At 74.4% G+C, this 24,817-nt stretch carries 20 protein-coding genes and 1 pseudogene; 8 read left to right on the top strand and 13 right to left on the bottom strand.

The features are described 5' to 3' along the window. From GB864_RS12695 to galT, 3 genes are all read right to left on the bottom strand, one after another. Positions 1-2,052: HelD family protein (locus tag GB864_RS12695; protein WP_160425606.1), on the bottom strand; the 2,052-nt coding region annotated here is incomplete at its 3' end. A gap of 75 nt (positions 2,053-2,127) precedes the next feature. Then, positions 2,128-3,321 (bottom strand): galactokinase, encoded by a 1,194-nt coding sequence (gene galK, locus GB864_RS12690; RefSeq protein WP_160425607.1) that lies wholly within the window; start codon positions 3,319-3,321, stop codon positions 2,128-2,130. Positions 3,322-3,356: 35 nt separating this feature from the next. After that, the gene (galT, locus tag GB864_RS12685) at positions 3,357-4,514 is read right to left on the bottom strand and encodes a galactose-1-phosphate uridylyltransferase (protein WP_160425605.1); all 1,158 of its coding nucleotides are present in this window, start codon (positions 4,512-4,514) and stop codon (positions 3,357-3,359) included. 54 nt (positions 4,515-4,568) lie between these two features. Here galT and GB864_RS12680 point away from each other — a divergent pair, with 54 nt between their 5' ends. The 3 genes from GB864_RS12680 (at position 4,569) to GB864_RS12670 (ending at position 7,148) form a co-directional block, all read left to right on the top strand. After that, entirely contained in the window at positions 4,569-5,420 is an 852-nt protein-coding gene (locus tag GB864_RS12680) for a DeoR family transcriptional regulator (protein ID WP_160425604.1), read from the top strand. A gap of 136 nt (positions 5,421-5,556) precedes the next feature. After that, positions 5,557-5,850: a DUF1540 domain-containing protein gene (locus GB864_RS12675; protein ID WP_160425603.1), complete on the top strand. Its 294-nt coding sequence runs from the start codon at positions 5,557-5,559 to the stop codon at positions 5,848-5,850. Between the two features lie 137 nt (positions 5,851-5,987). Next, a complete protein-coding gene (locus GB864_RS12670) occupies positions 5,988-7,148 on the top strand; it encodes an AI-2E family transporter (RefSeq protein ID WP_160425602.1) in 1,161 nt (386 codons plus the stop codon). Positions 7,149-7,191: 43 nt separating this feature from the next. Here the strand turns inward: GB864_RS12670 and GB864_RS12665 are convergent, their stop codons facing one another. After that, positions 7,192-8,502, bottom strand: coding sequence for a GNAT family N-acetyltransferase (locus tag GB864_RS12665; protein ID WP_160425601.1), 1,311 nt, complete (start codon positions 8,500-8,502; stop codon positions 7,192-7,194). Positions 8,503-8,755: 253 nt separating this feature from the next. On the opposite strand from GB864_RS12665, the gene GB864_RS12660 reads away from it, so the two are divergent. Further along, entirely contained in the window at positions 8,756-10,060 is a 1,305-nt protein-coding gene (locus tag GB864_RS12660; RefSeq protein WP_160425600.1) for a lipase family protein, read from the top strand. A gap of 285 nt (positions 10,061-10,345) precedes the next feature. Here GB864_RS12660 and GB864_RS12655 read toward each other — a convergent pair whose 3' ends face one another. From GB864_RS12655 to GB864_RS12640, 4 genes are all read right to left on the bottom strand, one after another. Beyond that, positions 10,346-11,233, bottom strand: coding sequence for a sugar phosphate isomerase/epimerase family protein (locus GB864_RS12655; RefSeq protein WP_160425599.1), 888 nt, complete (start codon positions 11,231-11,233; stop codon positions 10,346-10,348). Continuing rightward, entirely contained in the window at positions 11,230-12,453 is a 1,224-nt protein-coding gene (locus tag GB864_RS12650) for a DUF993 family protein (protein ID WP_160425597.1), read from the bottom strand. The genes GB864_RS12655 and GB864_RS12650 overlap by 4 nt, the downstream gene beginning before the upstream one ends. Positions 12,454-12,455: 2 nt before the next feature. Beyond that, the gene (locus GB864_RS12645; protein WP_160425595.1) at positions 12,456-13,691 is read right to left on the bottom strand and encodes a Gfo/Idh/MocA family protein; all 1,236 of its coding nucleotides are present in this window, start codon (positions 13,689-13,691) and stop codon (positions 12,456-12,458) included. Positions 13,692-14,142: 451 nt separating this feature from the next. Then, complete coding sequence (locus GB864_RS12640) at positions 14,143-15,186, bottom strand: LacI family DNA-binding transcriptional regulator (RefSeq protein ID WP_160425593.1); 1,044 nt, start codon at positions 15,184-15,186, stop codon at positions 14,143-14,145. A gap of 206 nt (positions 15,187-15,392) precedes the next feature. Here GB864_RS12640 and GB864_RS12635 point away from each other — a divergent pair, with 206 nt between their 5' ends. Together GB864_RS12635 and GB864_RS12630 are read left to right on the top strand one after the other, a co-directional pair. Further along, positions 15,393-16,769: a Gfo/Idh/MocA family protein gene (locus tag GB864_RS12635; RefSeq protein ID WP_160425592.1), complete on the top strand. Its 1,377-nt coding sequence runs from the start codon at positions 15,393-15,395 to the stop codon at positions 16,767-16,769. 215 nt (positions 16,770-16,984) lie between these two features. Further along, complete coding sequence (locus tag GB864_RS12630; protein WP_160425590.1) at positions 16,985-17,203, top strand: hypothetical protein; 219 nt, start codon at positions 16,985-16,987, stop codon at positions 17,201-17,203. A gap of 6 nt (positions 17,204-17,209) precedes the next feature. On the opposite strand, the gene GB864_RS12625 is transcribed toward GB864_RS12630, so the two are convergent. From GB864_RS12625 to GB864_RS18780, 5 genes are all read right to left on the bottom strand, one after another. Next, positions 17,210-18,388 (bottom strand): MFS transporter, encoded by a 1,179-nt coding sequence (locus tag GB864_RS12625; protein ID WP_160425588.1) that lies wholly within the window; start codon positions 18,386-18,388, stop codon positions 17,210-17,212. A gap of 48 nt (positions 18,389-18,436) precedes the next feature. Next, positions 18,437-19,912 (bottom strand): aldehyde dehydrogenase (NADP(+)), encoded by a 1,476-nt coding sequence (locus GB864_RS12620; RefSeq protein WP_160425586.1) that lies wholly within the window; start codon positions 19,910-19,912, stop codon positions 18,437-18,439. Between the two features lie 123 nt (positions 19,913-20,035). Further along, positions 20,036-21,175, bottom strand: a complete 1,140-nt coding sequence (locus GB864_RS12615; protein WP_160425584.1) for a mandelate racemase/muconate lactonizing enzyme family protein — start codon at positions 21,173-21,175, stop codon at positions 20,036-20,038. Further along, on the bottom strand, positions 21,172-22,116 hold the full coding sequence (locus GB864_RS12610; protein WP_160425583.1) for a 5-dehydro-4-deoxyglucarate dehydratase: 945 nt from the start codon (positions 22,114-22,116) through the stop codon (positions 21,172-21,174). The genes GB864_RS12615 and GB864_RS12610 overlap by 4 nt, the downstream gene beginning before the upstream one ends. Then, positions 22,113-23,168, bottom strand: coding sequence for an NAD-dependent epimerase/dehydratase family protein (locus GB864_RS18780; protein WP_160425581.1), 1,056 nt, complete (start codon positions 23,166-23,168; stop codon positions 22,113-22,115). The genes GB864_RS12610 and GB864_RS18780 overlap by 4 nt, the downstream gene beginning before the upstream one ends. A gap of 138 nt (positions 23,169-23,306) precedes the next feature. Between GB864_RS18780 and GB864_RS12600 the strand changes: the two genes are divergently transcribed. Continuing rightward, a complete protein-coding gene (locus tag GB864_RS12600; protein ID WP_160425579.1) occupies positions 23,307-24,308 on the top strand; it encodes a LacI family DNA-binding transcriptional regulator in 1,002 nt (333 codons plus the stop codon). Beyond that, a pseudogene (locus GB864_RS12595) lies at positions 24,305-24,817 on the top strand (M24 family metallopeptidase); the annotation flags it as partial. The gene GB864_RS12600 and the pseudogene GB864_RS12595, both read left to right, overlap by 4 nt.

The raw sequence follows: 24,817 nt of genomic DNA, 5'->3' as shown, positions 1-24,817 counted from the left end.
CGCGGCCGTCTCGGCGCGCAGCGGCGCGAGCGCCCAGATCGCCGCGCGCGGCGCGATGACGCCCACGGTGCCGGTCGCGGCATCCAGCGCCTCGCGCGCCGCCTGCAGCGTCGCGGTGCCGAGCTTGTCGGCCGCGGTGCGCACGACGACGGGCTCGTGGTCGCCCTCGCGGGCCGACGAGGGCTCCGGCGCAGCGGGGTCGACGCGGCGCAGCACGTCGGTCGCGAGGCTCATGATGCGCCCGGGCGTGCGGTAGTTCACGGTGAGGTCGGTGCGCGACCAGCGCGGCACCTGCGGGTCGAGCAGGCCCGCCCAGGTGAACGGGGCTTCCGTCGCCGTGTACTGGTTCGCGTCGCCGACGAGGGTCATCGAGCGCGTCGGGCAGCGGCGGATGAGGGCGCGCAGCAGCATCGGGCTGATCTCCTGCGCCTCGTCGACGATGATGTGGCCGTAGACCCACTCGCGGTCCGACATCGCTCGTTCGGCGGGGGTGCGGTCGTCACCCGCGACCTGGCGGGCGGCGAGCTCCTGCGCCGTCACGATGCTCACCGGCACGTCGGGCGACTCCATGGTCGTGTTGGCGACGCGGTCGATGACGCCGGCGGCGTACTCGAGCTGCACCGCCTCCTCCATGCGCTCGCGCGCGGCGCGCGCCGCGCCGGGCCGGGGGTCCTCGCCGAGGAGCTCGGCGACCTCGTCGACGAGCGGCACGTCGGCCGTCGTGAGCTCGGCCTCCCGCGAACGCAGGAGGGCGGCGCGCAGCCCCGGCTCGACCCGGGGGAATACGGCGTCGAAGCGCTTCGGGTCGGCGAACAGGTCGCGGACGACGTCGGCCGGGTCGAGCAGCGGCCAGAGCTCGTCGAAGAGCTCCTGCACCGCGGGGTCCTCGGCCCAGTCGGCTCGGCGCTCCCAGTCCTCCATGCTCGACTCGCCGTGCTCGGCGTCCTCGAGCCGGAGGATCTCGGTCAGCAGCGCCTTCTCGAACTGCGGGCGCGCCTTGTTGTGCGCGACGCCGCCCGAGCGGCCGCGCGTGCGGACGCGGCGCAGCAGCTGCCCGTCGAGCCGCATGGGCTTCAGACCGGCGGGGCGGAGCATCCGGGCGCCCTCGGAGGGCACCTCGTACGCGCGCACGGCCTGCTTGAGCGCCGCGGCGATCGAGAGCGCGCCCTTGAAGGCCGCCGCCGGGGCGGTGTCCTGCGCGTTCGCGACGACGCCCGGCACGAGGGTGCCCGGTGTGACGAGCACGGCCGAGTCCTCGCCGAGCGAGGGGAGCACCTGCGAGATGTAGTCGAGGAAGCGGTTGTTCGGCCCCACGATGAGCACCACCGACTTCGCGAGCTTGTTGCGGTGCTCGTAGAGGAGGTAGGCGGCGCGGTGCAGCGCGACCGCGGTCTTGCCGGTGCCGGGGCCGCCCTGCACGACGAGCGTGCCCTGCAGCGGGCCGCGGATGATCGCGTCCTGCTCGCGCTGGATGGTGCCGACGATGTCGCCCATGTGCTGCGAGCGCGGGCGGTCGAGCGCGGCCATCAGGGCCGCGTCGCCCGCGGACTGGTCGTCCTCGAGCTCCTCGAGGCGGAGCGGCTCGTCGTAGACCGCCGTGACCGTGCGGTCCGTCGAGGTGACGCGACGGCGCACCTTCAGCCCCTCGCGGTGCAGCGGCGTCGCCGTGTAGAAGGGGCGGGCGACGGGGGCGCGCCAGTCGACGAGGAGGCGCGAGCCGTCTTCGGGGTCGGTCAGGCCGATGCGGCCGATGCGGAAGCGCTCGCCCTCGTCGGTCTCGACGCCGCCGAAGAGCAGCCCGTACTGGGCGGTGCGCAGGCCCTGGAGGCGCTGCTCGTGATGGGCGACGAGCGCGTCGCGCTCGGTCAGGTTGAGGCCCTCGCCGTTGGAGGCGAGCGCCGTCGCGAGCTGCGACGTCTCGCGCTCGACGAGCGAGTGAACGGCGACGCGGATGCGCTCGAGCGCCGCCTGCTCCTGGGCGATCGGTGTGGTGGCTGACGTGCTGCCGGTCGTGCTGATGATGCGTCCCCCTCGTGCGACAAGACGGAACATTCTACCCGCGACGACGCCCGGGCGGCCTGCAGATGAGGTCGCCCGGGCGTGTCCGGGAAGGATGCCGCTCGCGCGTCAGACGAGCCGGCCGGCGCCGTCCGCCGGGTGCACCGTGAAGACCTTCGGCTCGGCGTAGCCGGCCTCGGCGAACGCGGCGAGCACCGCGGCCGAGATCGCGGGCACGAGGTCCGCGGCCACGAGGGCGATGGCCGAGCCGCCGAAGCCGCCGCCGGTCATCCGCGCGCCGAGCGCGCCGCTCGCCTGCGCCGTCTCGACGGCGAGGTCGAGCTCGGGCACCGAGATCTCGAAGTCGTCGCGCATGCTGACGTGCGAGGCGTCCAGGAGCGGCCCGATCGCCGGGGCGCCCTGCTCGCGGAGCGTGCGCACGGTGTCGAGCACGCGGCGGTTCTCGGTGACGACGTGGCGCACCCGACGGAACACGACCGGGTCGAGCACCTCGGCGGCGCGCTCGAGGTCCTCGACGTCGAGGTCGCGGAGCGTGTCGACGCCCATCGCCGCGGCCCCCGCCTCGCACGCCTCGCGACGCGAGCGGTACCCGCCGTCGGCGTGCCGGTGCGCCACCCGCGTGTCGACGACGAGCACCTCGAGGCCGTGCTCGGCGAGGCCGAGCGGCACGACGGCGGCGTCGAGCGAGCGGCAGTCGAGGAACACGGCGGCATCGGCCGCGCCGAACAGGGAGGCGAACTGGTCCATGATGCCGGTCGGGGCGCCGACGGCGACGTTCTCGGCGCGCTGGCAGACGCGCGCGAGCAGCTCGCGGCCGAGGGCGAGGCCCCACAGCTCGTCGAGGGCCACGGCAGTGGACGCCTCGACTGCGGCCGACGAGGACAGGCCGGCGCCGACCGGCACCTCGGTGGCGAGCACGAGGTCGATGCCGCGGAGCCCCGCGACGAACTCCGCGCCGCGTTCCGCCGCCACGGCGAGCAGCGACCAGGCGACGCCGAGCGGGTACGCCGACCAGCCCTCGAGCGCGGCCTCGCCGCCGTCGGCGAGCAGGTCGTCGATGGAAGCCTCGGCGGAGAGGGTCTGCCCGTCGAGCTCGGTCGCCACGCGCAGCACGCGGTCGTCGCGGAAGCCCGCGGCCGCGGCGACGCGTCGGTCGATCGCGAAGGGCAGTACGAAACCGGCGTTGTAGTCGGTGTGCTCGCCGATGAGGTTCACCCGCCCGGGGGCGCTCCAGACGCCGGCGGGCTCGCGGCCGGTGAGATCGGCGAAACGGGCGGCGGTGCCCTGGTCGGTGACGGTCATGCTCGGGCGCTCCTCGGGGGTCGTGATGTTCGCGGTCATGCCTCGGCCTCGACCCGGGCGATGGCGAGGCGGAGGCGCTCAGCGGCGGCCTCGGGCGGCACGTCGGCGATCCATGCTCCCATCGCGGCCTCGCTGCCCGCGAGGAACTTCAGCTTGTCGGCGGCGCGGCGCGGGCTCGTGAGCTGGAGGTGGAGACGGAGCGCGTCGCGGCCGACGTGCACCGGCGCCTGGTGCCAGGCGGCGATGTAGGGCGTCGGGGTGTCGTAGAGGCGGTCGACGCCGCGGAGGAGCGTGCGGTACAGCACGGCGAGCTCGTCGCGCTCGGCCCCGCTCGTCGCGGCGAAGTCGGGCACGTGGCGCTTGGGGAGCAGGTGCACCTCGAGGGGCCAGCGGGCGGCGAACGGCACGAAGGCCGCCCAGTGCTCGCCCTCGAGCACGACGCGCGGGCCGGCGAGCTCGCGGGCGAGGATGTCGGCGAACAGGCCCGGGCCGAGTCGATCGGTGCTCGCGAGGAGTCGCTTCGTCACGGGCGTGACGTACGGGTAGGCGTAGATCTGGCCGTGCGGGTGGTGAAGGGTGACGCCGATGGCCTCGCCGCGGTTCTCGAAGGGGAAGACCTGCTGCACGCCCGGCAGCGCGGAGAGCGCCTCGGTGCGCGAGGCCCACGCCTCGATCACGGTGCGCACGCGGCTGACGGACTGGCCGCCGAGCGACCCGGTGTGCTCGGGGCTGAAGCACACGACCTCGCACCGGCCGACGCTCGCGCGCGTGCGCTCGAAGCCGAGGTCGGCGAGGTCCGCGAGTCCTGCGGGGGCGGGGGCCGCGAGCGGGCGTTCCGCCTCGAGCCCCGGCAGGCCCGGGCCGAAGGAGGGGGACTTGTTCTCGAAGACGGCGACGTCGTAGCGCGAGGGGATCTCGCTCGGGTTCGTCGGGGTCTGGGGCGCGAGCGGGTCGGCCTCGGCCGGCGGGAGCATGACCCGGTTCTGGCGCGATGCGGCGACCGAGATCCAGTCGCCCGTCAGGACGTCCTGCCGCATCGTCGCGGTGGCCGGCCGGGGGTCGAGCTCGCGCTCGTCGACGGCGCGCTCGGGCCCGAGGGTCGTGTCGGCGTCGTCGAAGTAGATGAGGTCGCGGCCGTCGGCGAGCGTGGTGGGACGCTGCACGATGCGTGCCGTGGCGGAGTCGATGGGCATGGGCTTACGATATCGAAATGCAGCCGTTCGTTTTCGACGAGATTCGAAGCGTCCGTGGATGACCGCGCCGCCGTGCTCCCGCCCGAGGGCCGCCGCACGGCCCTCGTCGCCGCGGTGCGCAGCGCGGGGTTCCTCCGCGTCGCCGACGCCGCCCTCGAACTCGGCGTGAGCGAGGTCACCGTCCGTGCGGACCTCGCCGCGCTCGACGCCGCGGGCCTCGTCCGCCGCGTCCACGGCGGTGCCACCGCGACCGGCTCGCTCGGCGGCGAGACCTCGCTCGAGCAGACCGGGGAGCGCGATGCCGCGATCAAGCGCGCGATCGGCGTCGCCGCGGCCGCGCGCATCCGCCCGGGGGAGTCGGTGCTGCTCGACGTCGGCTCGACCGCGCTCGCCGTCGCCCGAGCCCTCGTCGCCCGCACCGACCTCGTCGGCGTCACCGTCATCACGAACGGTCTGTCGATCGCCCTCGAACTCGAAGCCGCGATCCCGCGCTTCACGGTCGTCGTCACCGGGGGCACGCTCCGCCCCCTCCAGCACTCGCTCGTCAACCCGCTCGGCACGACGCTGCTCGCCGGGCTCAACGCCGACGTCGCGATCCTCGGTTGCAACGGCGTCGACGGCGACGGCCTCGTGACGAACCTCAACCTCCCCGAAGCCGAGGTCAAGCGCGCCATGCTCGGTGCCGCCGTGCGGCGCATCCTCGTCGTCGACGGGTCGAAGGCGGGCATCCGGCGGCTCGGCACGATCGGCGCGCTCGCCGAGTTCGACGCCGTCGTCACGGATGGCCGGGCGCTCCCGCTCCTCGCGGAGCCGGCTGCAGCGGGCGGCGTCGAACTCGTCGTCGTGGATGCGGGCCCTGCTTCCCCGGGGGCGGCCGCGATCGGTGCGGGCGTGACGGAAAGGTGAGGCTCGCCTAACTCGGAAATCCTGGATGATCTGGGAGTTTTCCGCGCGTCAGGCTTCCCTTACCGCCGGGGTGCGGGCGTACCGTGAGGGGATCGGGCGGCCACGCGGGTCGCCCCGGAGCCATCGGGAGCCCGCCATGACCGACCTCGCCGAACTGCCCGCCGTCGCCGAATGCTCGGTCGCCGGCTGTTCGTACAACGACCACTCGCACTGCCACGCCGCCGCCGTCACGGTCGGCGGCACGGGCGCCGACGCGACGTGCGCGACGTTCATCCCGCTCACCGTCAAGGGCGGCCTCGACAAGGTGCTCACCCACGTCGGCGCCTGCCAGCGCAGCGACTGCCTGCACAACGACCACCTCGAGTGCGGCGCCGCGTCCGTGCGCATCGGCGGCGCCGAGGCCGAGTGCCTCACCTTCGAGCACGCCTGAGCTGCTTCGAGCACGACCGAGCCGCGACCGCGGTGCCGGACGCCCCTGCGCGAGAGCGCGGGGGCGTTCGCGTTCCCGGCGGCCGGTTCGGGGCGCGGCGGTATCGGAGGCTCGGCCCTCGGGTCTAGCGTTGCGGCATGAGTCCCCTCCGCCGTCGAGCCGGGCGCCGCACCGCCGGGCCGCCCCGTCCGCAGCCCGCCGTCACCGTCGCCGCCGGGCCCGACGACCAGCCGGGCCGTCAGCCCGAGGTGCGGGTGCACGCCTTCCGCATCGGCTTCATCGGCACGATCGGCGTGCTGCTCGCCCTCGTGCTCGGCGGCATCGTCAGCCAGCTCGGCACGGTCATCCTCTACGTCGTCTTCGCGCTCTTCATCGCGCTCGGCCTCGATCCGATCGTCTCGAAACTGCAGTCGAAGTTCGGCATGCCGCGCTGGGCGGGCATCCTCACCGTCTTCGGGGCGATCCTCGTCGTCATCGGCATCCTCGTCGCGACGATCGCGCCGATCCTCGTCGAGCAGATCACCTACCTCGTCAACAACTGGCGCACGATCGTCTCCAACGTGGAGCACAGCGACTTCGTGGTGTGGCTCCTCGGCGTCGGCGAACAGGTCGGCTTCGACGGCGACGCGGCCGTCGACCAGATCGTCGCGTGGGTCACGGATCCGGCGAACATCGCGAGCCTCGGCGGCGGCGTCCTGGCCGTCGGCGCGGGCATCGCGGGCGGCGTGACCGGCGCGATCATCGTGCTGATCCTCTCGCTGTACTTCCTCGCCTCGCTGGGCTCGTTCCTGCACTACGCCGCCCGCTTCGTGCCGCGCACCTCGCGTCCCAAGTTCAACGAGGTCACCGGGGAAGTCACGGGATCGGTCGGCCGCTACGTCATCGGGCAGGCCTCGCTCGGCGCCGTCAACGGCGTGCTGAGCCTCATCTTCCTCTCGATCATCGGGGCGCCCGCACCGATCCTGCTCGCCTTCATCGCGTTCCTCGCCTCGCTCGTGCCGCTCGTCGGCACCCTGACGGGCGCGATCATCATCTCGCTCGTCTGCCTCGCGGCCTCGCCGCTCACGGCGCTCGTCTCGGCGATCTACTACCTCGTCTACATGCAGGTCGAGGCGTACTTCATCAGCCCGCGCATCATGACGCGGGCCGTTGCGGTGCCCGGCGCGCTCGTCGTGGTCGCGGCCGTCGCCGGCGCGGCGCTCGGCGGCGTCCTCGGCGCCCTGGTCGCGATCCCGGTCGCCGCCTCGCTCATCATCGTCGTCGAGAAGGTCGTCTTCCCCCGGCAGGAGCAGGAGTAGGCGTCGGCGGAGCCGGGGTCCGCCGCGGCGGACCCCGGGCCGCCTAGAACCAGAACGAAAGCAGGGGCGTGCGCTCGGCCGCGAACATCCGGTCGGCGAGGGCGAGCGCCTCGGGCGATCCGTCGATGCGACCGGCTGCCGCGAGCACCGACGCGCGCACGCCGCCGAGCAGGATGCTCGCGAGCTCCGGTGCGCCGAGCACGAGACGCGGTGCGTCGCCGATGACCATCGCATCGCCGAGCCGTTCGACGGTCGCGTCGCCGGTCGCATCCGTCTCGAGCCGGACCGCTCCGTCGACGAAGCCCGCCGGGTCCTCGACGTCGAGCACCAGGGCGCCCGCGGCCGAGTAGCGGCGGGACGACAGGGCACGCGGGGCGTCGAGCACGCGCACCCACAGATGGTCGACGTGGGAAGCGAACGAGACGGCGCGCGGGTCGGCGAGCAGCCACGGCAGCGGGTCGTCGATCGAGCGCAGCGGCACGACGATCCGCTCCACGAAGTCCTGCTCGACGAGGAAGCGCCAGAGCGCCCGCTCGGACTCGTCGTCGACGGCGACGAATCGGTCGACCTCGACGCTGCCGCGCTTCGGCGGCGTGCGCACGACCCGGTAGACGACGAAGCCGCGGGGCCGGCCCTGCGCATCGTCGTAGCGGGCGACGCGGGTCGCCCGCGCCTCCTCGCCCGCGGGTTCGATGCGGCCGAAGAGGTGCCGGTGGTCGGCCTCGGCGCGGGCGGCTTCGCCCGGCGTCCGGCGGGTCGCCCGGGTGGTGACGTCGCGGAGGGTCGCGTCGGCGTCGCCCGGCTCGACGAAGTGGATGCGCCCGGGCGCCTCCGGGCCGTTCCAACGCGCCGCCGCGCGGTCGACGGTGATCGTCGAGGCCTGCGCGGCGGGCGCGAATCCGTACCGGCCGTAGATCGTCGCCTCGGTGACGGTGAGCATCGCGAGCGGGAACCCGGCGGCGTGCGCCGCACGGAGCTCGCCCTCGAGCATGGCGCGCGCGACGCCCCGGCGGCGGTGCGTGGGGGAGACGGTCACGGAGGAGATCGCCCACGCCGGCAGCGTGCGGTCGGGGGACATCGTCAACTCGCTCGTCCACCCCGACACGGTCGCGATCGGCGTCGCAGGGTCGATGATCGTGTCGTCGTAGACGCCGATCGTGCGGTCGGCACCGTGCGCATCGAGCAGCGCCTCGCGCTTCGCCTCCTCCGGGCGGGCCCGGTGGAACCCGCGCAGGTCGGCATCGATCCAGCGTCCGTGGGCAGCGCGGTCGGCGGTGTCGACGAGCTCGTAGCGCAGCCCCTTCGCGGCGAGGGTCGCGGTGGAGACGGGGTCGGCGGGAGCGTGCGAGGTCATGCTCCGAGGCTATCGGGCGACCCGTCGGTCGCCGGCGGCGTGCGGCCGGCAGGAGGGCGTCGGCAGAAGTCCGGGGAAGTTTCCGTCAGCTGTCGAAGACGGCACAAGTGAAGCGGAGTTCTCCTCGGCTTCGTTTGTCGACATCGTGCAAATCGCCGTCGATCTCGGCCCGGACCGGCAGATTCGCCCACGGCCCGTCACATCGTGGTGGCGGAGCAGCAGTGCCCAACGCGTTCAGCCCAATGGAGGACTCATGCGCCGTACTGTCCGAATCGCCGTGCTCGGTGCGCTCACCGCACTCGTCGCCGGTCTCGCCGTCGCCGCGCCGGCCCAGGCCGCCGGCTCGTTCTACGATCCGCCGGCCGACCTGCCGGGGGCGAACGGCGCGCTCGTCAAGACGGCGCCGATGAAGCTCGCGGTCCAGGTCAAGACCGGAGCGAGCACCGCGCCGCTGCCGGCCACCGCGACGCAGATCATGTACGAATCGACCGACGCCGACGGCAACGCCGTCGCCGTCACCGGGACGTACCTCGAGCCCAGCGGGTCCTGGCGCGAGGGCGGACCCCGCCCTCTCGTCTCGTTCGCCGCGGGCACCCAGGGCCAGGGCGACGGCTGCGCGCCGTCGCAGACCCTCCAGCAGGGCCTCGTGTTCGACTCGGAGTCGATCGCGATCGGCTACGAGATCCCGCAGATCTACGCCTTCCTCGCCCGCGGCATCGCCGTCGTCGTCACCGACTACATCGGGCTCGGGATGAGCGACCGCGTGCACTCCTACGTCGTGCGGCTCGACTCCGGCCACGCCGTGCTCGACGCGGCGCGCGCTGCGAAGCAGGTGCCGGGTGCGAGCGTCACGGATGCCTCGCCCATCGGGCTCTACGGGTACTCGCAGGGCGGCGGTGCGACCGCCTCGGCCGCCGAGCTCGCCCCGACCTACGCGCCCGAGCTCAGCCTCAAGGCAGCGCACGCGGGCGCCCCGCCCGCCGACCTGATGGAGGTCATGAAGTCGGCCGACGGCACGGCGATCATGGGCGTCATCGGGTTCGCGCTCAACGGGCTCTCCCAGTACGAGCCCGAGATGCAGGCCGCGCTCGCCGCCGAGATCACTCCGCAAGGGCAGGCGACCCTCGCCTCGCTCTCGACGCAGTGCATCGGCGACCTGATCCTGCGCTCCGGCACGGCGTTCACCAGGACGAGCTCGTGGACGACGAGCGGCCAGTCCCTGCACGACCTCGCCCAGCGGGTGCCCGCCGCGAAGGCCGCCGTCGACGCCCAGAAGATCGGCCGGCTCACCCCGGCGATCCCGGTCCAGATCGTCACGGGCACCAAGGACGACATCGTCGCCCACGGCCAGGCGCGTCAGCTCGCGGTCGACTGGTGCAGGGCAGGGGTCGACGTCGACTACGACCCCGTGATCCAGCTCGCGAGCTCGGGCGGCACCGCCCTCAACCACCTCGGCCCGGCGATCACGCGCGGTGCGTTCAGCCGCGCCTGGCTCGTCGACCGGATGCTCGGCCGCCCCTGGATCGACGACTGCGCCCTCATCCGGCTGCAGCCGTGACGCCGTCGGTCGAGTAGCGAACGCGTATCGAGATCGGACGGAGATGAGAGGTCTCGATACGCGCTTCGCGCTACTCGACCAGCGGTGGCTGTCCTCGTTGGTCGAGTAGCGAGCGCAGCGAGCGTCTCGAGACCGGGCGGAGATGAGAGGTCTCGATACGCGCTTCGCGCTACTCGACCAGCGGTGGCTGTCCCCGTTGGTCGAGTAGCGAGCGCAGCGAGCGTATCGAGACCCGCACGCTGCAGCGCGGGTCTCGATACGCTTCGCTACTCGACCAGCGGGCCGCTACTCGACCAGCGTCGGAATCGCCGTCGCGGTCAGGTACGGCGCGACGGCCGCGTCGAACGCGGTCGCGGTGCGGGCCGCCACCTCATCCCACGGGCTCGACCAGACGTCCTCGTTGAAGATCTCGACCTCGACGTCGCCGTCGTAACCGCATCGCTCGACGGCGGCCGTGATGGACGCGAAGTCGATGACGCCCTCGCCCGGGTAGTGCCGGCCGAGCAGCACGTCGGCGGGCAGCGGCGTCTTCCAGTCGCACACCTGGTAGGTCGCGATGCGACCCTCGGCGCCGGCGCGGGCGACGAGCGGCAGCACCTCGGGATCCCACCACACGTGGAACGTGTCGAGGGTCACGCCGACGACGGCCGGGTCGAACGGCGCGGCGAGGTCGAGCGCCTGCCCGAGCGTCGAGACGACGGCGCGGTCGCTCGCGTACATCGGGTGCAGCGGTTCGATCGCGAGCGTCACCCCGGCGGCCTCGGCCTCGGGGGCGAGTTCGGCGAGGGCGTCCGCGAAGCGGGCGCGGGCATCCGCGATGCCCGTCTCACCGGCGGGGATGCCGCCCGCGACGAGCACGAACACCGCGCGGGAGCCCGGTGCGCCGGCCGCGGCGAGCGTCGCCGTCTCCTCGATGCCGCGGAGGTTGTCGGCGATCGCCGCGCGACGGGCCTCGCCCTCGGGCATCGTGACGAACCCGCCGCGGCAGTGCGTCGAGAGCCGCAGGCCGCTGTCGGCGAACCGCTTCGCAGCCTCGGCGAGGCCGATCGCCTGCACGGGCTCGCGCCAGGTGCCGTACGACTCGTAGCCGGCGGCCGTCACCGCGGCGAGCGCCGCGTCGAAGTCGGCGTGCTTGATCGTGGCGTGGTTCATGGACAGGCGCGGGTGCGTCATGCGCGGGCTCCGATCAGGTCGGCGGCGGAGGCGGCGGCACGGGCATCCGAGCCGTGCAGCCCGTTGAGGGCGAGCAGCCCGTTCCAGCGCTCGGCCGCGAGTTCGGGTCGCTCGAGCGCGCCGGTGGCGTTCGCCAGTTCGACGATGCGCGAGAGGTGCGGGAGGCTGCGCGCAGCGTGCAGCCCGCCGACCATCTGGAACGCGCCCTGGTGGCCGTTGAGCCAGGCCAGGAACGCGACGCCCGTCTTGTAGTAGTACGTCGGCGCCGCGAACACCTGCTGCGAGAGCGCCTCGGTCGGGCCGAGGATGCGCCGGTACGCGTCGAGGTCGCCCGCGTCGAGCGCCTGGATCGCCGCCGACGCGTTCGGCGCGAGGGCCGCGAAGGCGCCGAGCAGGGCATCCGAATGCCCGACTCCGTCGCCCTCGATGAGCCCGACGTAGTGGAAGTCGTCGCCCGTGAACATGCGCGCCGATGCCGGCAGCCGGCGGCGCACCGAGATCTCGGCGTCGGCGTCGAGAAGGCTCATCTTGACGCCGGAGACCCGCTCGGGGGCATCCTCGATGATCGCCACGAGCGTGTCGGCCGCGGCCGACCAGTCGTCGGAGCCGAAGTAGCCCGCGAGCTGCGGGTCGAACGCCGTGCCGAGCCAGTGCAGCACGACGGGCGCGCCGGCCGCGGCGAGCACCTCGCCGTAGACGCGGCGGTAGGCGGCGGCCGGGTCCTCGGTCGCGCGCGCCGCCCGGGCGAGGTGGCGGCTCGCCATGAGCACGACGCCGGCACCCGCATCTTCGGCGTGGGCGAGCTGCGACTTGTAGGCGTCGACGATCTCGGCGAGCGAGGCATCCTCGTGCTCGAGGTGGTCGGTGTTGACGCCGACGACGACCGAACCGCCGGCCTCGCGCGCCGTCTCGGCGGTGCGCGTGACGAGCTCGCGCACGGCGGCCGGGTCGAGGCCCATGTTGCGCTGGGCGGTGTCCATCGCATCGGCGACGCCGAGTCCCCACGAGTAGACGTGGCGGCGGAAGTCGAGCGTCGCGTCCCAGTCGATGTCGGCCGGGCGGCCCGGCGTGTTGTCGGCGTGGGCCTTCGGCACCACGTGGGCGGCGGCGTAGGCGACGCGCGAGCGAAGCGGGCCGGTCGGCTTCGCGAAAGCGGATGCCTCGGCGAGGCCGGCGCGGGTCAGCACGCCGTCCTCGCCGAGCAGCAGGAGCTCCGACATGGTCAGCGCACCTCGTCGGCGACGGGCGCGGCGACCGGCTCGGCGGCCGCTGCGGCGGCGAGGCCGGCCTCGACCGAGATGCCGTCGAGGGTGACCTCGGGCAGCTCGATGCGGCGGCCCTCGGCCGAGGAGCGCAGGCCCGCCTCGGCGAGCAGCACGCCGCGGGCGCCCGCGAGGAAGTCGAACTCGTTCGGGGCGTCCTCGACGACGTGGCGGATGAAGCCCTCCCACTGCGTCTTGAAGCCGTTCTCGAACTCGCGGTTGCCGGGGCTCTCGATCCAGTCGCCGTCGTAGTCGTGGGCGTCGGCGAGGTCGGGGTTCCAGACGGGCTTCGGCGTCGCGTTGCGCGGCTGGATCTTGCAGCCGAAGAGGCCGACGACGGCCGAGCCGTGGGTGCCGTCGACCTGGAACTCGACGAGCTCGTCGCGGTTGACGCGGGTGGTCCAGCTCGAGTTGAGCTGCGCCGTGATGCCGCCCTCGAGCTGGAAGATCGCGTACGCGGCATCCTCGGCGGTCGCCTCGTAGGGCTCGCCGCGCTCGTCGACGCGCACGGGGATCTCGGTCGTGGCCTGCGCGTAGACCGACTCGACACGGCCGAAGAGGTTCTCGAGCACGTAGTTCCAGTGGGGGAACATATCGCTGATGATGCCGCCGCCGTCCTCGGCGCGGTAGTTCCAGCTCGGGCGCTGGGCCTCCTGCCAGTCGCCCTCGAAGACCCAGTAGCCGAACTCGCCGCGCACCGAGAGGATGCGCCCGAAGAAGCCGGAGTCGATGAGACGGCGGAGCTTCTGCAGGCCCGGGAGGTAGAGCTTGTCGTGCACGACGCCGTTCTTGATGCCGGCGTCGTCGGCGAGACGGGCGAGCTCCAGCGCCTCCTCGAAGCTCTCGGCGGTCGGCTTCTCGGTGTAGATCGCCTTGCCGGCGGCGATGGCCTGCTTGATCGCGCTCGCGCGGGCCTTCGTCACGAGGAAGTCGGCGTAGATCTGCCAGCGGTCGTCGGCGAGGGCGGATGCCAGGTCGGTCGTCCAGTGCTCGATGCCGTGCTTGGCGGCGAGGTCGGCGAGCTTCTTCTCGCTGCGGCCGACCAGGATCGGCTCGACCTGCACGCGCGTCTCGCCGTCGGCGAGCAGCACGCCGCCCTGCTCGCGGATCGCGAGGATCGAGCGCACGAGGTGCTGGCGGTAGCCCATGCGTCCGGAGACGCCGTTCATGATGATGCCGATGGTCTGGGTCGACATGGTGACTCCTCTTCGAATCGCCCCGCCGGTGGGATCACGGCTGGGAAAGCGTTTACCGGAGTGTGCCACGGCGCCCGCGGCGGCGCAAGCGCACCGCGCCGACCGGCCTCCCGTTCAATGGGAGCGGCGGCTCGCTCGCCCCGACCTGCCCTGCCCGCTCCCTCGCCCGCTCCCTCGCCCCCTCACCCGCCCGCCAGCCCGCCCGCTTGGGGCGTGCCTGCGGCACCCCGAGGCGTCGAACGGTCGCAAACCGTCGCTTCGAGGTCCGCTGAAGCGACGATCTGCGACCGTTCGATGCAAGAGCAGCTTGAGCCATGGGCCTGGCGCATTGCATGCCTCGCGGGTCATGGATGCTTCGCGGGGCGGTGGAGGGGACGGGGCGCGGGGCGTGCGGGCGCGAGGCGTGCGGGCGCGGGGGTGCGCGTGGGTGCGGGGCGGCGGCGAGCGGGTGTCAGCCGCGGGGCGGGGTGCTCGCGCGGAGCACGACCTCCGTGGTGACGGGGGTCGCGGCATCGCCGGCATCCTCGTCGAGGGCCAGGCGCAGCGCGCGGCGGCCGAGTTCGGCGAGCGGCACGCGCACCGTCGTGAGCGGCGGGGTGACGTCGCTCGCGACGGGGATGTCGTCGAAGCCGGCGACCGCGACGTCGGCGCCGGGCGCGAGCCCCGCATCCCGGATCGCGGAGAGTGCGCCGACCGCCATGACGTCGTTCGTCGCGAAGAACAGTTCGACGCCGTCGAGGCCGGCTGCGATCCGATCCCGTACTGCGGCGTAGCCGCCGTCGCGCGTGAAGGGGGTGCGCAGCACGTCGGTGTCGGCGAGCCCGCCGCCGCCCTCGAGGATGCCGGCGCGGAACCCGGCGAGCCGATCCTCTGCGGTGCGCAACCCCTCGTCGCCCGTGACGACCGCGAAGCGGCGGTAACCGAGGCCCGCGAGGGCGCGGCCGAGGGCGGCGGCGCCGGCGAAGTTGTCGAGGGTGGCGGTGCGGCGCGAGGCATCCTCGCCGCCGACGAGCACGACGCGCCCGCCGGAGAGCTCGTAGGCGTCGAGCTCGGCGTCGAGGGCGAGCTGCGCGGGGGAGGCGGCGCCGTCCGGGCCGGGTCGGGAGCCCGCGAGCACGAGCACGCGCGGGCGCTGCGCCCGCAGCTGGCGCACGATGTCGAGCTCGCGGTCGGGGTCGCGATCGGTGGCCGTCATCGTCACGATGAGGTGCTCGCGATCGGCCTCGGCGACGACGCCGGCGGCGATGGAGGAGAAGTAGGGGTCGGCGATGTCGGCGACGACGAGGGCGACGGTCGAGCTCGTGCCGCGGGCGACGGCCTGCGCCTGGAGGTTCGGGGTGTAGCCGAGGCGCTCGGCGGCGTCGAGGACGCGCTGCCGATACTCCTCGTTGACCTTGCGCGTCGAGCCGTTGAGCGAGCGCGACGCCGTCGCGAGCGAGACGCCCGCTTCGCGTGCGACGTCGTGGAGCGTCGCGGGCGTGCGCGATCCGATCATCGGTCCCTCCCGTGGCGGCCGCGCGGCGGCCGGGCTGCGGCCCCCGAACCGGGCCGGCTGGGTGGAATCGTAGCGCTCGACAGGGCCGCGGGAGCCGATCGGCGCGATCCGACCGGATGCGTGGTGCGCCTCCGGCGGGTTTGGGATAACGTTTTCCCGACGCCCGGCCGAACCGGTCCGCGGCGCTCGCTCGTCGAGGAGGACGCATGGCAGACCGCGAACGCTACGCACTGATCGGGGCCGGCAGCCGCGCCGGCATGTACCTGAACGCCCTCGCGGGGACGCAGCTCGGCGCCGAGCACGTGCCCGAGCACGCCGAGCTCGTCGCCTGGGCCGACCCGAACCCCGGCCGGCTCGACGTCTACGACGCAGAACTCGCCGCCGCGGGTCATCCGGCGCCCGTGCGCTTCGACGTCGCCGACCTCGAGTCGACCATCGCGGCCGAGCGCATCGACCGCGTGATCATCACGACGCCCGACTTCACCCACGCCGAGTACATCGTGCGCGCGCTGCACGCCGGAGCCGACGTCGCCGTCGAGAAGCCCCTCACGATCGACGCCGAGTCCGTGCGCGCGATCGGCGCCGCGATCGCCGAGACGGGCCGCGAGGTCATCACGACGTTCAACTACCGCTACAGCCCCCGCAACTCGGCGCTGCGCGAGGTCGTCGCGTCCGGGCGCATCGGCGCCGTCACGAGCGTGCACTTCGAGTGGGCGCTCGACACCGTCCACGGCGCGGACTACTTCCGCCGCTGGCACCGCGACAAGGCCAACTCCGGCGGCCTGTTCGTGCACAAGGCCGCCCACCATTTCGACCTCGTCAACTGGTGGATCGACGCCGCGCCCGTGCGCGTGTTCGCGAGCGGCGGCCTGCGCTTCTACGGCGCTGAGAACGCCGCCGCCCGCGGCCTCGGCGCCCGGCCCGAGCGCGGCACCGGCGCGACCGGCGACCCGTTCGCCCTCGACCTCGCGGCGGACGAACGGCTCAAGGCGCTCTACCTCGACCAGGAGCACCACGACGGCTACGTGCGCGACCGCGACGTCTTCGACCCGGGCATCACCATCGAGGACAACCTCGCGGCACTCGTCGACTACGACAGCGGCGCGACGCTCAGCTACTCCCTCAACGCCCACGCCCCGTGGGAGGGCTACCGCGTCACCGTGAACGGCACCGCCGGCCGCGCCGAGCTCGAGGTCGTCGAGCGGGGCGCCGTGCTCCCGGGCGAGGACGGCCGGATCGTGCTCGACCCGTCGGCGAACCCCGGCCGCTACGGCGAGACGAGCGAGCGCCGCCCCGGCGAGCGCCTCCTCGTGCAGCGGCACTGGGAACCGGCCGACGTCGTGCCCATCGAGCACGGCATCGGGGGCCACGGCGGGGGCGACGCGTACCTGCTCGACCACCTGTTCCGCCGGGTCCGCGAGGATGCGCCGCTCGGCCGCGTCGCCGGGTACGCCGACGGCGTCAAGGCCGTCGCCGTGGGCATCGCGGGCAACCGCTCGCTCGCGACCGGGATGCCGGTGCTGATCGCCGACCTCGAATTGGATGCCGTGCCGGCTCCGGCCGCAGGACTCGCCCGGGTCTGACCCGGGCATCCCCGCCGTCGTTCAGGAGGAAGCGTCCGCTCGACCCCCCGAGGAGCGGACGGAGCGACGGCCGACCGCGTCGGGCGGGCCGTGCCCCCGCCCGCCCGACGCGGCCCTCCTCGACCCGGGCCGGCTGCTCGGTCGGGAGGACGACGACGGCGGCGCGCGCTGTCAACCCCGTTGCGGCGCCGATCGCCCGGGCGGAGCATCGCCGCATGAACCGACACCGCGCCTCCGAACCCTTCGACGACGTCGATCCCCGTTCCGACATCGATCCCGACGACCCGGATGCCGTCGGCCCCGGCGCCGCGGCGGAGCAGGCCGCCGAGGAGTCCGCGTCCGGCGCGCCGGGAACGGCCGACGGCGACGACGTGACGAGTGCGAGCGAGGGCGACCCGCTCGATCCCGGGACGCCGGTCGACAACCTCGAGTGAGGCGGCTCAGGCCGTCGTGTCGAGGCGCGGGGCATCCTTCGGGTACCAGGCGAGCATCGCGCCCGAGATGATCCAGATGAGGCCCATCGCGACGACGATGGCGGCCGCACCCCAACCGGCGTCCTCGACGAGGAGGCCGGCGACGAAGGCGCCTGCGGCGCTCGCGGCCGCGCGCAGCCCCGAGCCGACGGTGAAGACCTGTGCGCGCAGCGCAGGCGGGGACTGGCGGGTGCGCAGCACGAGCATCGCGGCCGAGCTCGGGGCCGTGAACAGGCCCGAGACGCCAATCGCGAGCACCGCCCACACGAAGCCGAAGTCGAGCGCGGCGAGTAGTGTGAAGGCGCCCGTTGCGGCGAAGCCGACGCCCATGCCCCACTCGGGCGGGCGACGGCTCGGGCGGGCCGAGCCCCACAGTGCGCCGACGAGCCCGCCGATCGCGAACGCGGTGACGATGACCGCGCCGCGGGCGGCATCCCCGACGAGGGCGATCGCGAGGGCGACGGCCGAGATCGCGAGCGCGCCGGCGCCGAACTGGTTGATCGTGCCGGATGCGGTGACGAGCGCGATCGGCCGATGCCGGGTGATGTGAGCGAGCCCGGCGCGGATCTCCGCGAGGACCCCGGTGCGCTCGTCGTGCGGCGCCCGTGGCCGCAGCTTGGCGAGCGCGGCGCCGCCGACGCCGAGCAGTGCGAGGGCGGCGAGCAGCAGCAGCGCAGGCCGAGCCGATCCGACGACGGCCGTCGCCGCGACGAGCGCCGGCCCGACGACCGATCCCGTGTTGTAGGCGAGCGCGTCGACCGCGAACGCGCGGCGCTCCTCGGCGATGACCGACGGCGCGAAGCTCGACAGCCCGCCCATCGTGAACGGCGTGAAGGCGCCCGAGATCGCGAGCGCGACGCACACGGCCCAGAACGGCACGGGGCCGAGGAACGCTGCGAGGGCGTAGGCCGCGGCGAGCACGAAGCCCGCGAGCGCCACCCAGCGGCCGGGGCGCCGGGCGCGGTCCATGAGCACGCCGGCGACGGGCGCGGCGAGGATGCTCGGGCCGAGCGCCGCGGCGGCGAGCGCGCCGCCGAGGGCGAGTCCGTCGCCGGACTCGACGGCGAGGATCGGCAGAGCGACGCCGAGACCGCTCACCGCGAGACGCGGCGGTGTGGCGGCGAGCAGATACGCGGGAGCGCCCATGATCGGTCGTCCCTCCTGCCCGCGCGCCGGGGCGCACGAGGATCGAGACTACTCGGCCGCGTGCAGCACCCCGTCCACGCGGCGGGGGATGCCGAGCGGGTTGGACTCCTGCAGCTCCGGAGGCAGCGCGGCCTCGGGCGCGTCCTGGAACGACACCGGGCGGAGGAAGCGGCGCATCGCGCTCTGACCGACCGACGTGTGGATGCTCGTCGTCGACGGCCAGGGGCCGGCGTGGGTCTGCGCCCAGCTCACGGCGACGCCCGTGGGCCAGCCGCCGAAGAGCACACGACCGGCGATCTCGCTCAGCACGGGCACGATCGCCGAGAGGTCGTCGGAGGCCTCCGCGTGCACGGTCGCCGTGAGGCTGCCGCCGACGCGGGCGATGGCCGCGAGCGCTTCGTCCACGTCGGTGTACTCGACGACGAGGGTCGAGGGCCCGAAGCACTCGGTGTAGAGCGCGTCGGGGTCGGCGGCGACCGCGGCGGCGGTGGTCGCGAGCACCACGGGCGCGCCGCGGCCCGCGGCCTGCGCGCTCGGACCGGCGACGAGCCGCACTCCGTCGTGGGCGGCCAGGGCGGACACGCCGTCGGCGAAGGCGGTCGCGATCGAGTCCGTGAGCATGGCCTGGTCGGGCAGGTCCGCCTCGGCGGCGGCGAGGCGCTCGGCGAAGCCGCTGCCGACGGGCACGAAGACGACGCCCGGGTTCGTGCAGAACTGTCCGGCGCCGAGGGTGGCCGAGGCGGCGAGGCCCGCCGCGAGCTCGTCGGCGCGCGCGGCGGCCGCGGCGGGCGTGACGAGCACGGGGTTCACCGCCGAGAGCTCGCCGTAGAACGGGATGGGGTCGGGACGGCCGACCGCGAGGTCGAACAGGGCGCGGCCGCCGTGCAGGGATCCGGTGAAGCCGACGGCGCGGATGCCCGGGTGCACGACGAGCGCGGTGCCCGCGGCACGGCCGACGACGTGGCCGAAGATCCCGGCGGGGGCGCCGGCCGCCGCGAGCGCGCCCGCGACGACCTCGGCCGTGCGCGCCGAGAGCCGCGGGTGCGCCGAGTGGCCCTTGACGATCACGGGGCAGCCCGCGGCCAGCGCCGACGCCGTGTCGCCGCCGGCGACCGAGAACGCGAACGGGAAGTTCGACGCGCTGAACACCGCGACCGGCCCGAGCGGCCGCAGGATGCGCCGCAGGTCGGGCCGCGGCGGGGTGTCGGCCGGGTCGGCGTGGTCGATCGTCGCCTCGAGCGCGGAGCCCTCGGCGACCGCGACGGCGAACTTGCGCAGCTGCGCCGTCGTGCGGGAGAGCTCGCCGTTCAACCGCACCGGTCCGAGGTGGGACTCCTCGTCGGCGAGGCCGACCAGCTCCTCCCGGTTCGACTCGAGGGAGTCGGCGACGGCGTCCAGCCATGCGGCCCGGTCGACGGCGGTCGAGCCGGCCGTGACGGCGAACGCCGCCCGGGCGGCCGCGACGACGCGGTCGAGCTCCTCGGTCGACGTCGGGGCGATCGTGGCGGTCTGCTGGTCGGTCATGCTCTCTGCTCCCTCATCGGGCGGTTGCGGTCGGGCGGTGCTGGTCGGGCGGTGCTGGTGGGGCGGTGCCGGTCGGGCGGTGCTGGTCGTGCGGTGCGGTGCGGTGCGTGCGGGCCGGGGGCGTCAGGGGCGGGCGGCCGCGAGCGGCGCGACGCCCGCGCTCGCAGCATCCTCGTCGTCGGGGCCGCCCGCGAAGCGCAGGCCGAGCCCGATCGTCGCCGTGTCGCGGAGCCGGTGGCCGACGACCTCGACGGGGGCGGGGGCTGCGAGTGCGCCGAGCTCGCCGAAGGAGGCGTCCTCGACGACCTCGACGAGGCACTCCTGCGGCAGCGTCATGGCGAGCCGCCCCGAGAGCTCGGTGAGCAGGTGCGGGGCGACCTGCACGCGGCGCTCGGCGGCGAGGGCGGCGATGCGGCGGAACGGCGTGATGCCGCCGACGCGCACCGCGTTGGGCTGGATCACGTCGACGACGCCGGCGTCGAGGAACTCGCGGAAGCGGTAGGCCGTGTGCAGGTTCTCGCCGAGGGCGATCGGCACGCGCGGCCCGGACGACAGGGCGGCGCGGAGCGCGACGTGCCCCGGCAGGTCGTCGGCGCGCAGCGGCTCCTCGATCCAGGCGAGGTCGAAGGCGGCGAGCGCGTCGAGCGCGCGGATCGCGGTCGGCACGTCCCAGCGCTGGTTGGCGTCGATCATGAGGCGCCGGTCGGGCCCGAGGATGCTCCGCACGGCGGCGAGGCGCTCGGCGTCGCGGGCGAGGTCGGGGGAGCCGACCTTGACCTTGACGGCGCCGAAGCCGGCGGCGACCCAGCGCTCGGTCTGCGCCACGAGCTCCTCGAGCGAGTAGTGCAGGTTCACGCCGGACCCGTAGGCCTCGGTCTCGAAGCGTCGCCGCCCGAGGAGGTCGGCGATCGGCTGCCCGGCCCGGCGGGCGGCGAGGTCCCAGAGGGCCAGGTCGAGGCCGGCGGTCGCGATCGTCGTGATGCCGCCGCCGCCGGCCTCGTGGAGGCGCAGCCACACGTCGTCCCAGAGGGGTTCCGCGTCGGCTGGGCGGCCGAGTGCGAAGTCGCGGATGTCGTGGTCGAGGAGCGCCTGCACGGCCTCGGCGCCGATCGTCGGCGTCCACGAGAAGCCGTGCCCGAGCGCGCCGTCGGCGTCGCGCACGGTCACGGCGATGACGCCGAGGTCGCGCACGTCCTCGCCCCAGGGGCGCGTCAGCGGCACCCGGAGGAGCCGGGTGTCGAGAGCGACGATCGGCGCGGTCATCGGGCCGCCGTCGCGGCGCCGGCGAACCGCTCGGCGAGGGCGAGCCCCGTCTCGAGGATGCCCATGAGCCGCGCCTCCTGCTCGGGCGTCGGGTCGACGAGCGGCGGGCGAACCGAGCCGACGGGCAGGCCGCGGAGCCGCAGGCCCGCCTTGATGAGCGAGACGCCGAAGCCGGGGGTCTCGTCGCGGAGGGCGACCAGCGGCGTGTAGAACTCCCGGAGCATCGCGAGCCGGGCATCCTCGTCGCCGGCCTCGTAAGCGCGGTAGTGCAGCGAGGCGAGCTCGGGCAGCATCGCGAACGCGGCCGACGAGTAGAGGGGGATGCCGATGCCGCGGTAGGCGCCCTGGCTGAGCTCGGCGGTGAGCAGGCCGTTGAAGAACGCGAACTCGCGACCGGTGCCGTTCGCGGCGAGCACGATCTCCTGGGCGAGGCCGATGTCGCCGAGCCCGTCCTTGAAGCCGACGACCTTCGGGTTCTCGGCGAGACGGCGGATGGCGTCGGGCGTGTAGCGCGCCGTGCCGCGGTGGTAGACGACGACGGGCAGCTCCGTCGCGGCGGTGATCGCGTTCACCCAGGCGACGAGCCCGGCGGTCGTGCCGGAGACGAGGTAGGGCGGCAGCAGCAGCAGCCCGTCGGCGCCGGCCGCCTCGGCCGCGCGGGCCGTCTCGATCGCGTGGCCGAGGGCGCCGCCGGAGCCGGCGATGACGGGGACGCGGCCGGCGACCGTGTCGACCGTCGCCCGCACGACGGTGGCGACCTCGCTCGACGAGAGGGCGTGGAACTCGCCGGTGCCGCACGCCGGGAAGACGCCGCCCGGTCCGAACGGCAGCCGGGAGTCGACGTGCTCGGCCAGCAGGTCGACGTCGACGCGACCGGTCTGGTCGAACGGCGTGACCGGGAAGAAGAGGACGCCGTCGAAACGGAGGGGCTGGGCGGTCATGAACGGCTCGATTCGTGCTCGGGGATGCGGGACGCATCCGGGGCGGCGGCGGAAGAGGAGGCAGCGGCGGGCACGGCGGGCCCGGTCGTGTCGTCGGATGCCGGCACGGCGTCCGCGGCGGCGGCGAGGTCGGCGGCGGCGCGCTCGGCGATGTTCGCGGGGCAGACGGCGAGGCCGGCCGCGGTCAGTTCGGCACGCCAGTTGCGCGTCGGGCGCCAGCCGAGCATCCGCGCCGCCTTCGCGGGCGAGAACACGGGCTTCGTGCCGGTGAGGGCGGCGGTGCGCTCGCCGAGGGCCGGCGCGAACTCGCCGGCGAGCTCGGCGACGGGGCGGGCGGCGAAGGCGTCCTCGGCGCCGACGAAGAACACCTCGCCGTCCACGGCGTCGGCGGGGGCGGCGAGCCAGGCGTCGACGAACGACGCGGCGTCGCGGGCATCCAGGTAGTTGAAGAGGCTGACGGCGGCGAGCGCCGGGTCGGCGAGCCGCTCGCACACGGTGTGGCCCTGCTGGGTCGGCGCGCCCGCCCACTCCTCGGGGGAGATGACGTAGCAGGGGCGGAAGACGCCCCACGCGCCGGGGGCGGTGCGCGCGTACATCGCGACGAGCTGCTCGATGACGACTTTGGAGACCGCGTAGGCGTTCGTCGGGGCGACCGGGTGCGTCTCGTCGAGCGGGAGGGCGGCGGGCGTCCAGCGCGGGATGCCGTAGCCGAGCACGGTGGGGCTCGATGCGGCGAGCACGCGGCCGACGCCGGCCTCGCGGGCGGCCTCGAAGACGGTGTGGGCGAGCGTCGTGTTGACGGCGAGGATCGTGCGTTCGGGGGCGCTGAACGGCACGGCGATGGCGGCGAGGTGCACGAGCGCGTCGGGGCGCACGTCGGCCAGCAGCGCCGCGGTCGCCGCGGCGTCGGCGAGGTCGAGCTCGCGCTCGTCGACGCCGACCAGTCCGGCCGCGCTGCGGTCGGCGCCGAACACGTGGTGCCCGGCGGCGCCGAGCTCGGTCGCGAGACTGCGGCCGAGGCGGCCCGACGAGCCGGTGACGAGGATGCGCATCGTGTCTCCTTCACGGTGTGATGCCCAGTTGCGAGAAATCGCTTTCTCGGCAGGAGCGTAAACGAAATCGCGCATCTCGGCCACACTTCGCGCTAGATTCGGGTAAACGTTTTCTCAATCCGACGGAAGGAGCCGGCCATGAGCGCGAACGTCACCATCGCCGACGTCGCCGAACGCGCCGGGGTGTCGCAGGCCTCCGTGTCCCGCGTGCTCAACGGCAAGGCGAGCGTCGACCCCGAGATCGTGAAGCAGGTGCGCCGCGCCGTCGCCGAGCTCGGCTACACCCCGAGCCTCGCGGCGCGCAGCCTCGTGCGCGGCCGCAACCAGACCGTCGCCATGGTCGTGCCCGACCTCGGCAACCCGCTCTTCCAGGGCATCCTCAAGGGCGTCAGCGTCGCCGCCGCGGCCGACGGCTACCGGGTGCTCGTCGCCGACACCGACGAGCACGTGGATGACGAGGAGGCCACGGCCCTCGAGGCCCGCCAGCGCTGCGACGCCGTCGTGCTGTGCGCCCCGCGCCTGCCCGACGACCGGCTCCGCGCCCTCGTCGCCCGACTCGAACCGGTCGTCGTCGTCAACCGCCGCCTCGACGGGGCCGCCGTGCCGCAGGTCGGCATCGACTACGCCCGCGGCGTGCGCGAACTCGTCGACCACCTCGTCGGCCTCGAGCACCGTCGCATCGCCGTGCTCGCCGGCCCCGCGCAGAGCGCGTCGAACGCCGAGCGCCTGCGCGGCATCGCCGAGGCCGAGGCCGCCGACCCGGGCCTCGACATCCGCGTGCTGCCGTGCGGCTCCCGCCTCGACGACGGCTTCGCCGCCGCGGATGCCGTGGAGGCCGAGCGCGCCGACGGCGCCACCGCCGTCATCGCCTACAACGACCTCGTCGCCCTCGGCCTGCTGGCCGCCCTCCGGCAGCGCGGCGTCGACGTCCCGGGCGACCTCTCCGTCGCGGGCTTCGACGACATCCCGCTCGCCGCCTTCGGCACCCCGCCGCTCACGACGCTCTCGGTGCCCCGCGCCGAGCTCGGCGCCCAGGTCTGGTCGCGGCTGCGCGGCCTCATCGGCGGGGCGTCCGACGAGCACGAACTGCTCTTCCAGCCGCGGCTCGAGGCGCGCGCGAGCACGGCGGCACGGTCGTGAGCGTCGTGCTCGAGCCGGCGGGGGAGCTCGCCGGGCAGGCCGTCGATGCGGTCTCCCGTCCCGACGCGGCCGATCGCGCCGTGAAGCGCGAACGGGTCCGTGCGCTCCTGGCCGAGCGCGGCGCCCGCGGCGTCGTGCTGCGCAGCCACGGCGCGCTCGCGTGGTACCTCGACGGGGTGCGCACGCACGTCTCGCTCGCGGGCGACCCCGTGCTCGCCGTCATCGTGACGCTCGACGACGAGCGGCTGCGGGTCGCCGCCAACGAGGCCGACCGGCTCATCGCCGAAGAACTCCACCCCGAGGATGCGGCGCGCCTGGAGCGCGTGCCGTGGCACGAGCCGCTCGCGCCCCCGGCGGACGGCCTGGTCGAGGAGGCCGACCTCGGCGGCGGCCTGCGCGCCGCGCGCGCCTCCCTGCTGCCCGCCGAGCTCGCCCGCTACCGCGCCCTCGGGCGCGAGGCCGCCGAGGTGCTCACCGACGTCGCCCACGGCGTGCGGCCGGACGACGCG

Origin of the sequence: Agromyces seonyuensis, assembly GCF_009789225.1 — a bacterium.
Lineage (GTDB): Bacteria > Actinomycetota > Actinomycetes > Actinomycetales > Microbacteriaceae > Agromyces > Agromyces seonyuensis.
This window is presented reverse-complemented; position numbering and strand designations above follow the sequence as displayed.

Bases quoted from the DNA above. Each gene is read 5' to 3' on its own strand.
- GB864_RS12630 (WP_160425590.1), top strand. From the start codon at position 16,985: ATGAACCGACACCGCGCCTCCGAACCCTTCGACGACGTCGATCCCCGT.
- GB864_RS12650 (WP_160425597.1), bottom strand. From the start codon at position 12,453: ATGTCGGAGCTCCTGCTGCTCGGCGAGGACGGCGTGCTGACCCGCGCC.
- GB864_RS12660 (WP_160425600.1), top strand. From the start codon at position 8,756: ATGCGCCGTACTGTCCGAATCGCCGTGCTCGGTGCGCTCACCGCACTC.
- GB864_RS12640 (WP_160425593.1), bottom strand. From the start codon at position 15,186: ATGATCGGATCGCGCACGCCCGCGACGCTCCACGACGTCGCACGCGAA.
- GB864_RS12645 (WP_160425595.1), bottom strand. From the start codon at position 13,691: ATGTCGACCCAGACCATCGGCATCATCATGAACGGCGTCTCCGGACGC.
- GB864_RS12625 (WP_160425588.1), bottom strand. From the start codon at position 18,388: ATGGGCGCTCCCGCGTATCTGCTCGCCGCCACACCGCCGCGTCTCGCG.
- GB864_RS12635 (WP_160425592.1), top strand. From the start codon at position 15,393: ATGGCAGACCGCGAACGCTACGCACTGATCGGGGCCGGCAGCCGCGCC.
- GB864_RS12620 (WP_160425586.1), bottom strand. From the start codon at position 19,912: ATGACCGACCAGCAGACCGCCACGATCGCCCCGACGTCGACCGAGGAG.
- GB864_RS12665 (WP_160425601.1), bottom strand. From the start codon at position 8,502: ATGACCTCGCACGCTCCCGCCGACCCCGTCTCCACCGCGACCCTCGCC.
- GB864_RS12670 (WP_160425602.1), top strand. From the start codon at position 5,988: ATGAGTCCCCTCCGCCGTCGAGCCGGGCGCCGCACCGCCGGGCCGCCC.
- GB864_RS12675 (WP_160425603.1), top strand. From the start codon at position 5,557: ATGACCGACCTCGCCGAACTGCCCGCCGTCGCCGAATGCTCGGTCGCC.
- galT (WP_160425605.1), bottom strand. From the start codon at position 4,514: ATGCCCATCGACTCCGCCACGGCACGCATCGTGCAGCGTCCCACCACG.
- galK (WP_160425607.1), bottom strand. From the start codon at position 3,321: ATGACCGTCACCGACCAGGGCACCGCCGCCCGTTTCGCCGATCTCACC.
- GB864_RS12610 (WP_160425583.1), bottom strand. From the start codon at position 22,116: ATGACCGCCCAGCCCCTCCGTTTCGACGGCGTCCTCTTCTTCCCGGTC.
- GB864_RS18780 (WP_160425581.1), bottom strand. From the start codon at position 23,168: ATGCGCATCCTCGTCACCGGCTCGTCGGGCCGCCTCGGCCGCAGTCTC.
- GB864_RS12655 (WP_160425599.1), bottom strand. From the start codon at position 11,233: ATGACGCACCCGCGCCTGTCCATGAACCACGCCACGATCAAGCACGCC.
- GB864_RS12615 (WP_160425584.1), bottom strand. From the start codon at position 21,175: ATGACCGCGCCGATCGTCGCTCTCGACACCCGGCTCCTCCGGGTGCCG.
- GB864_RS12600 (WP_160425579.1), top strand. From the start codon at position 23,307: ATGAGCGCGAACGTCACCATCGCCGACGTCGCCGAACGCGCCGGGGTG.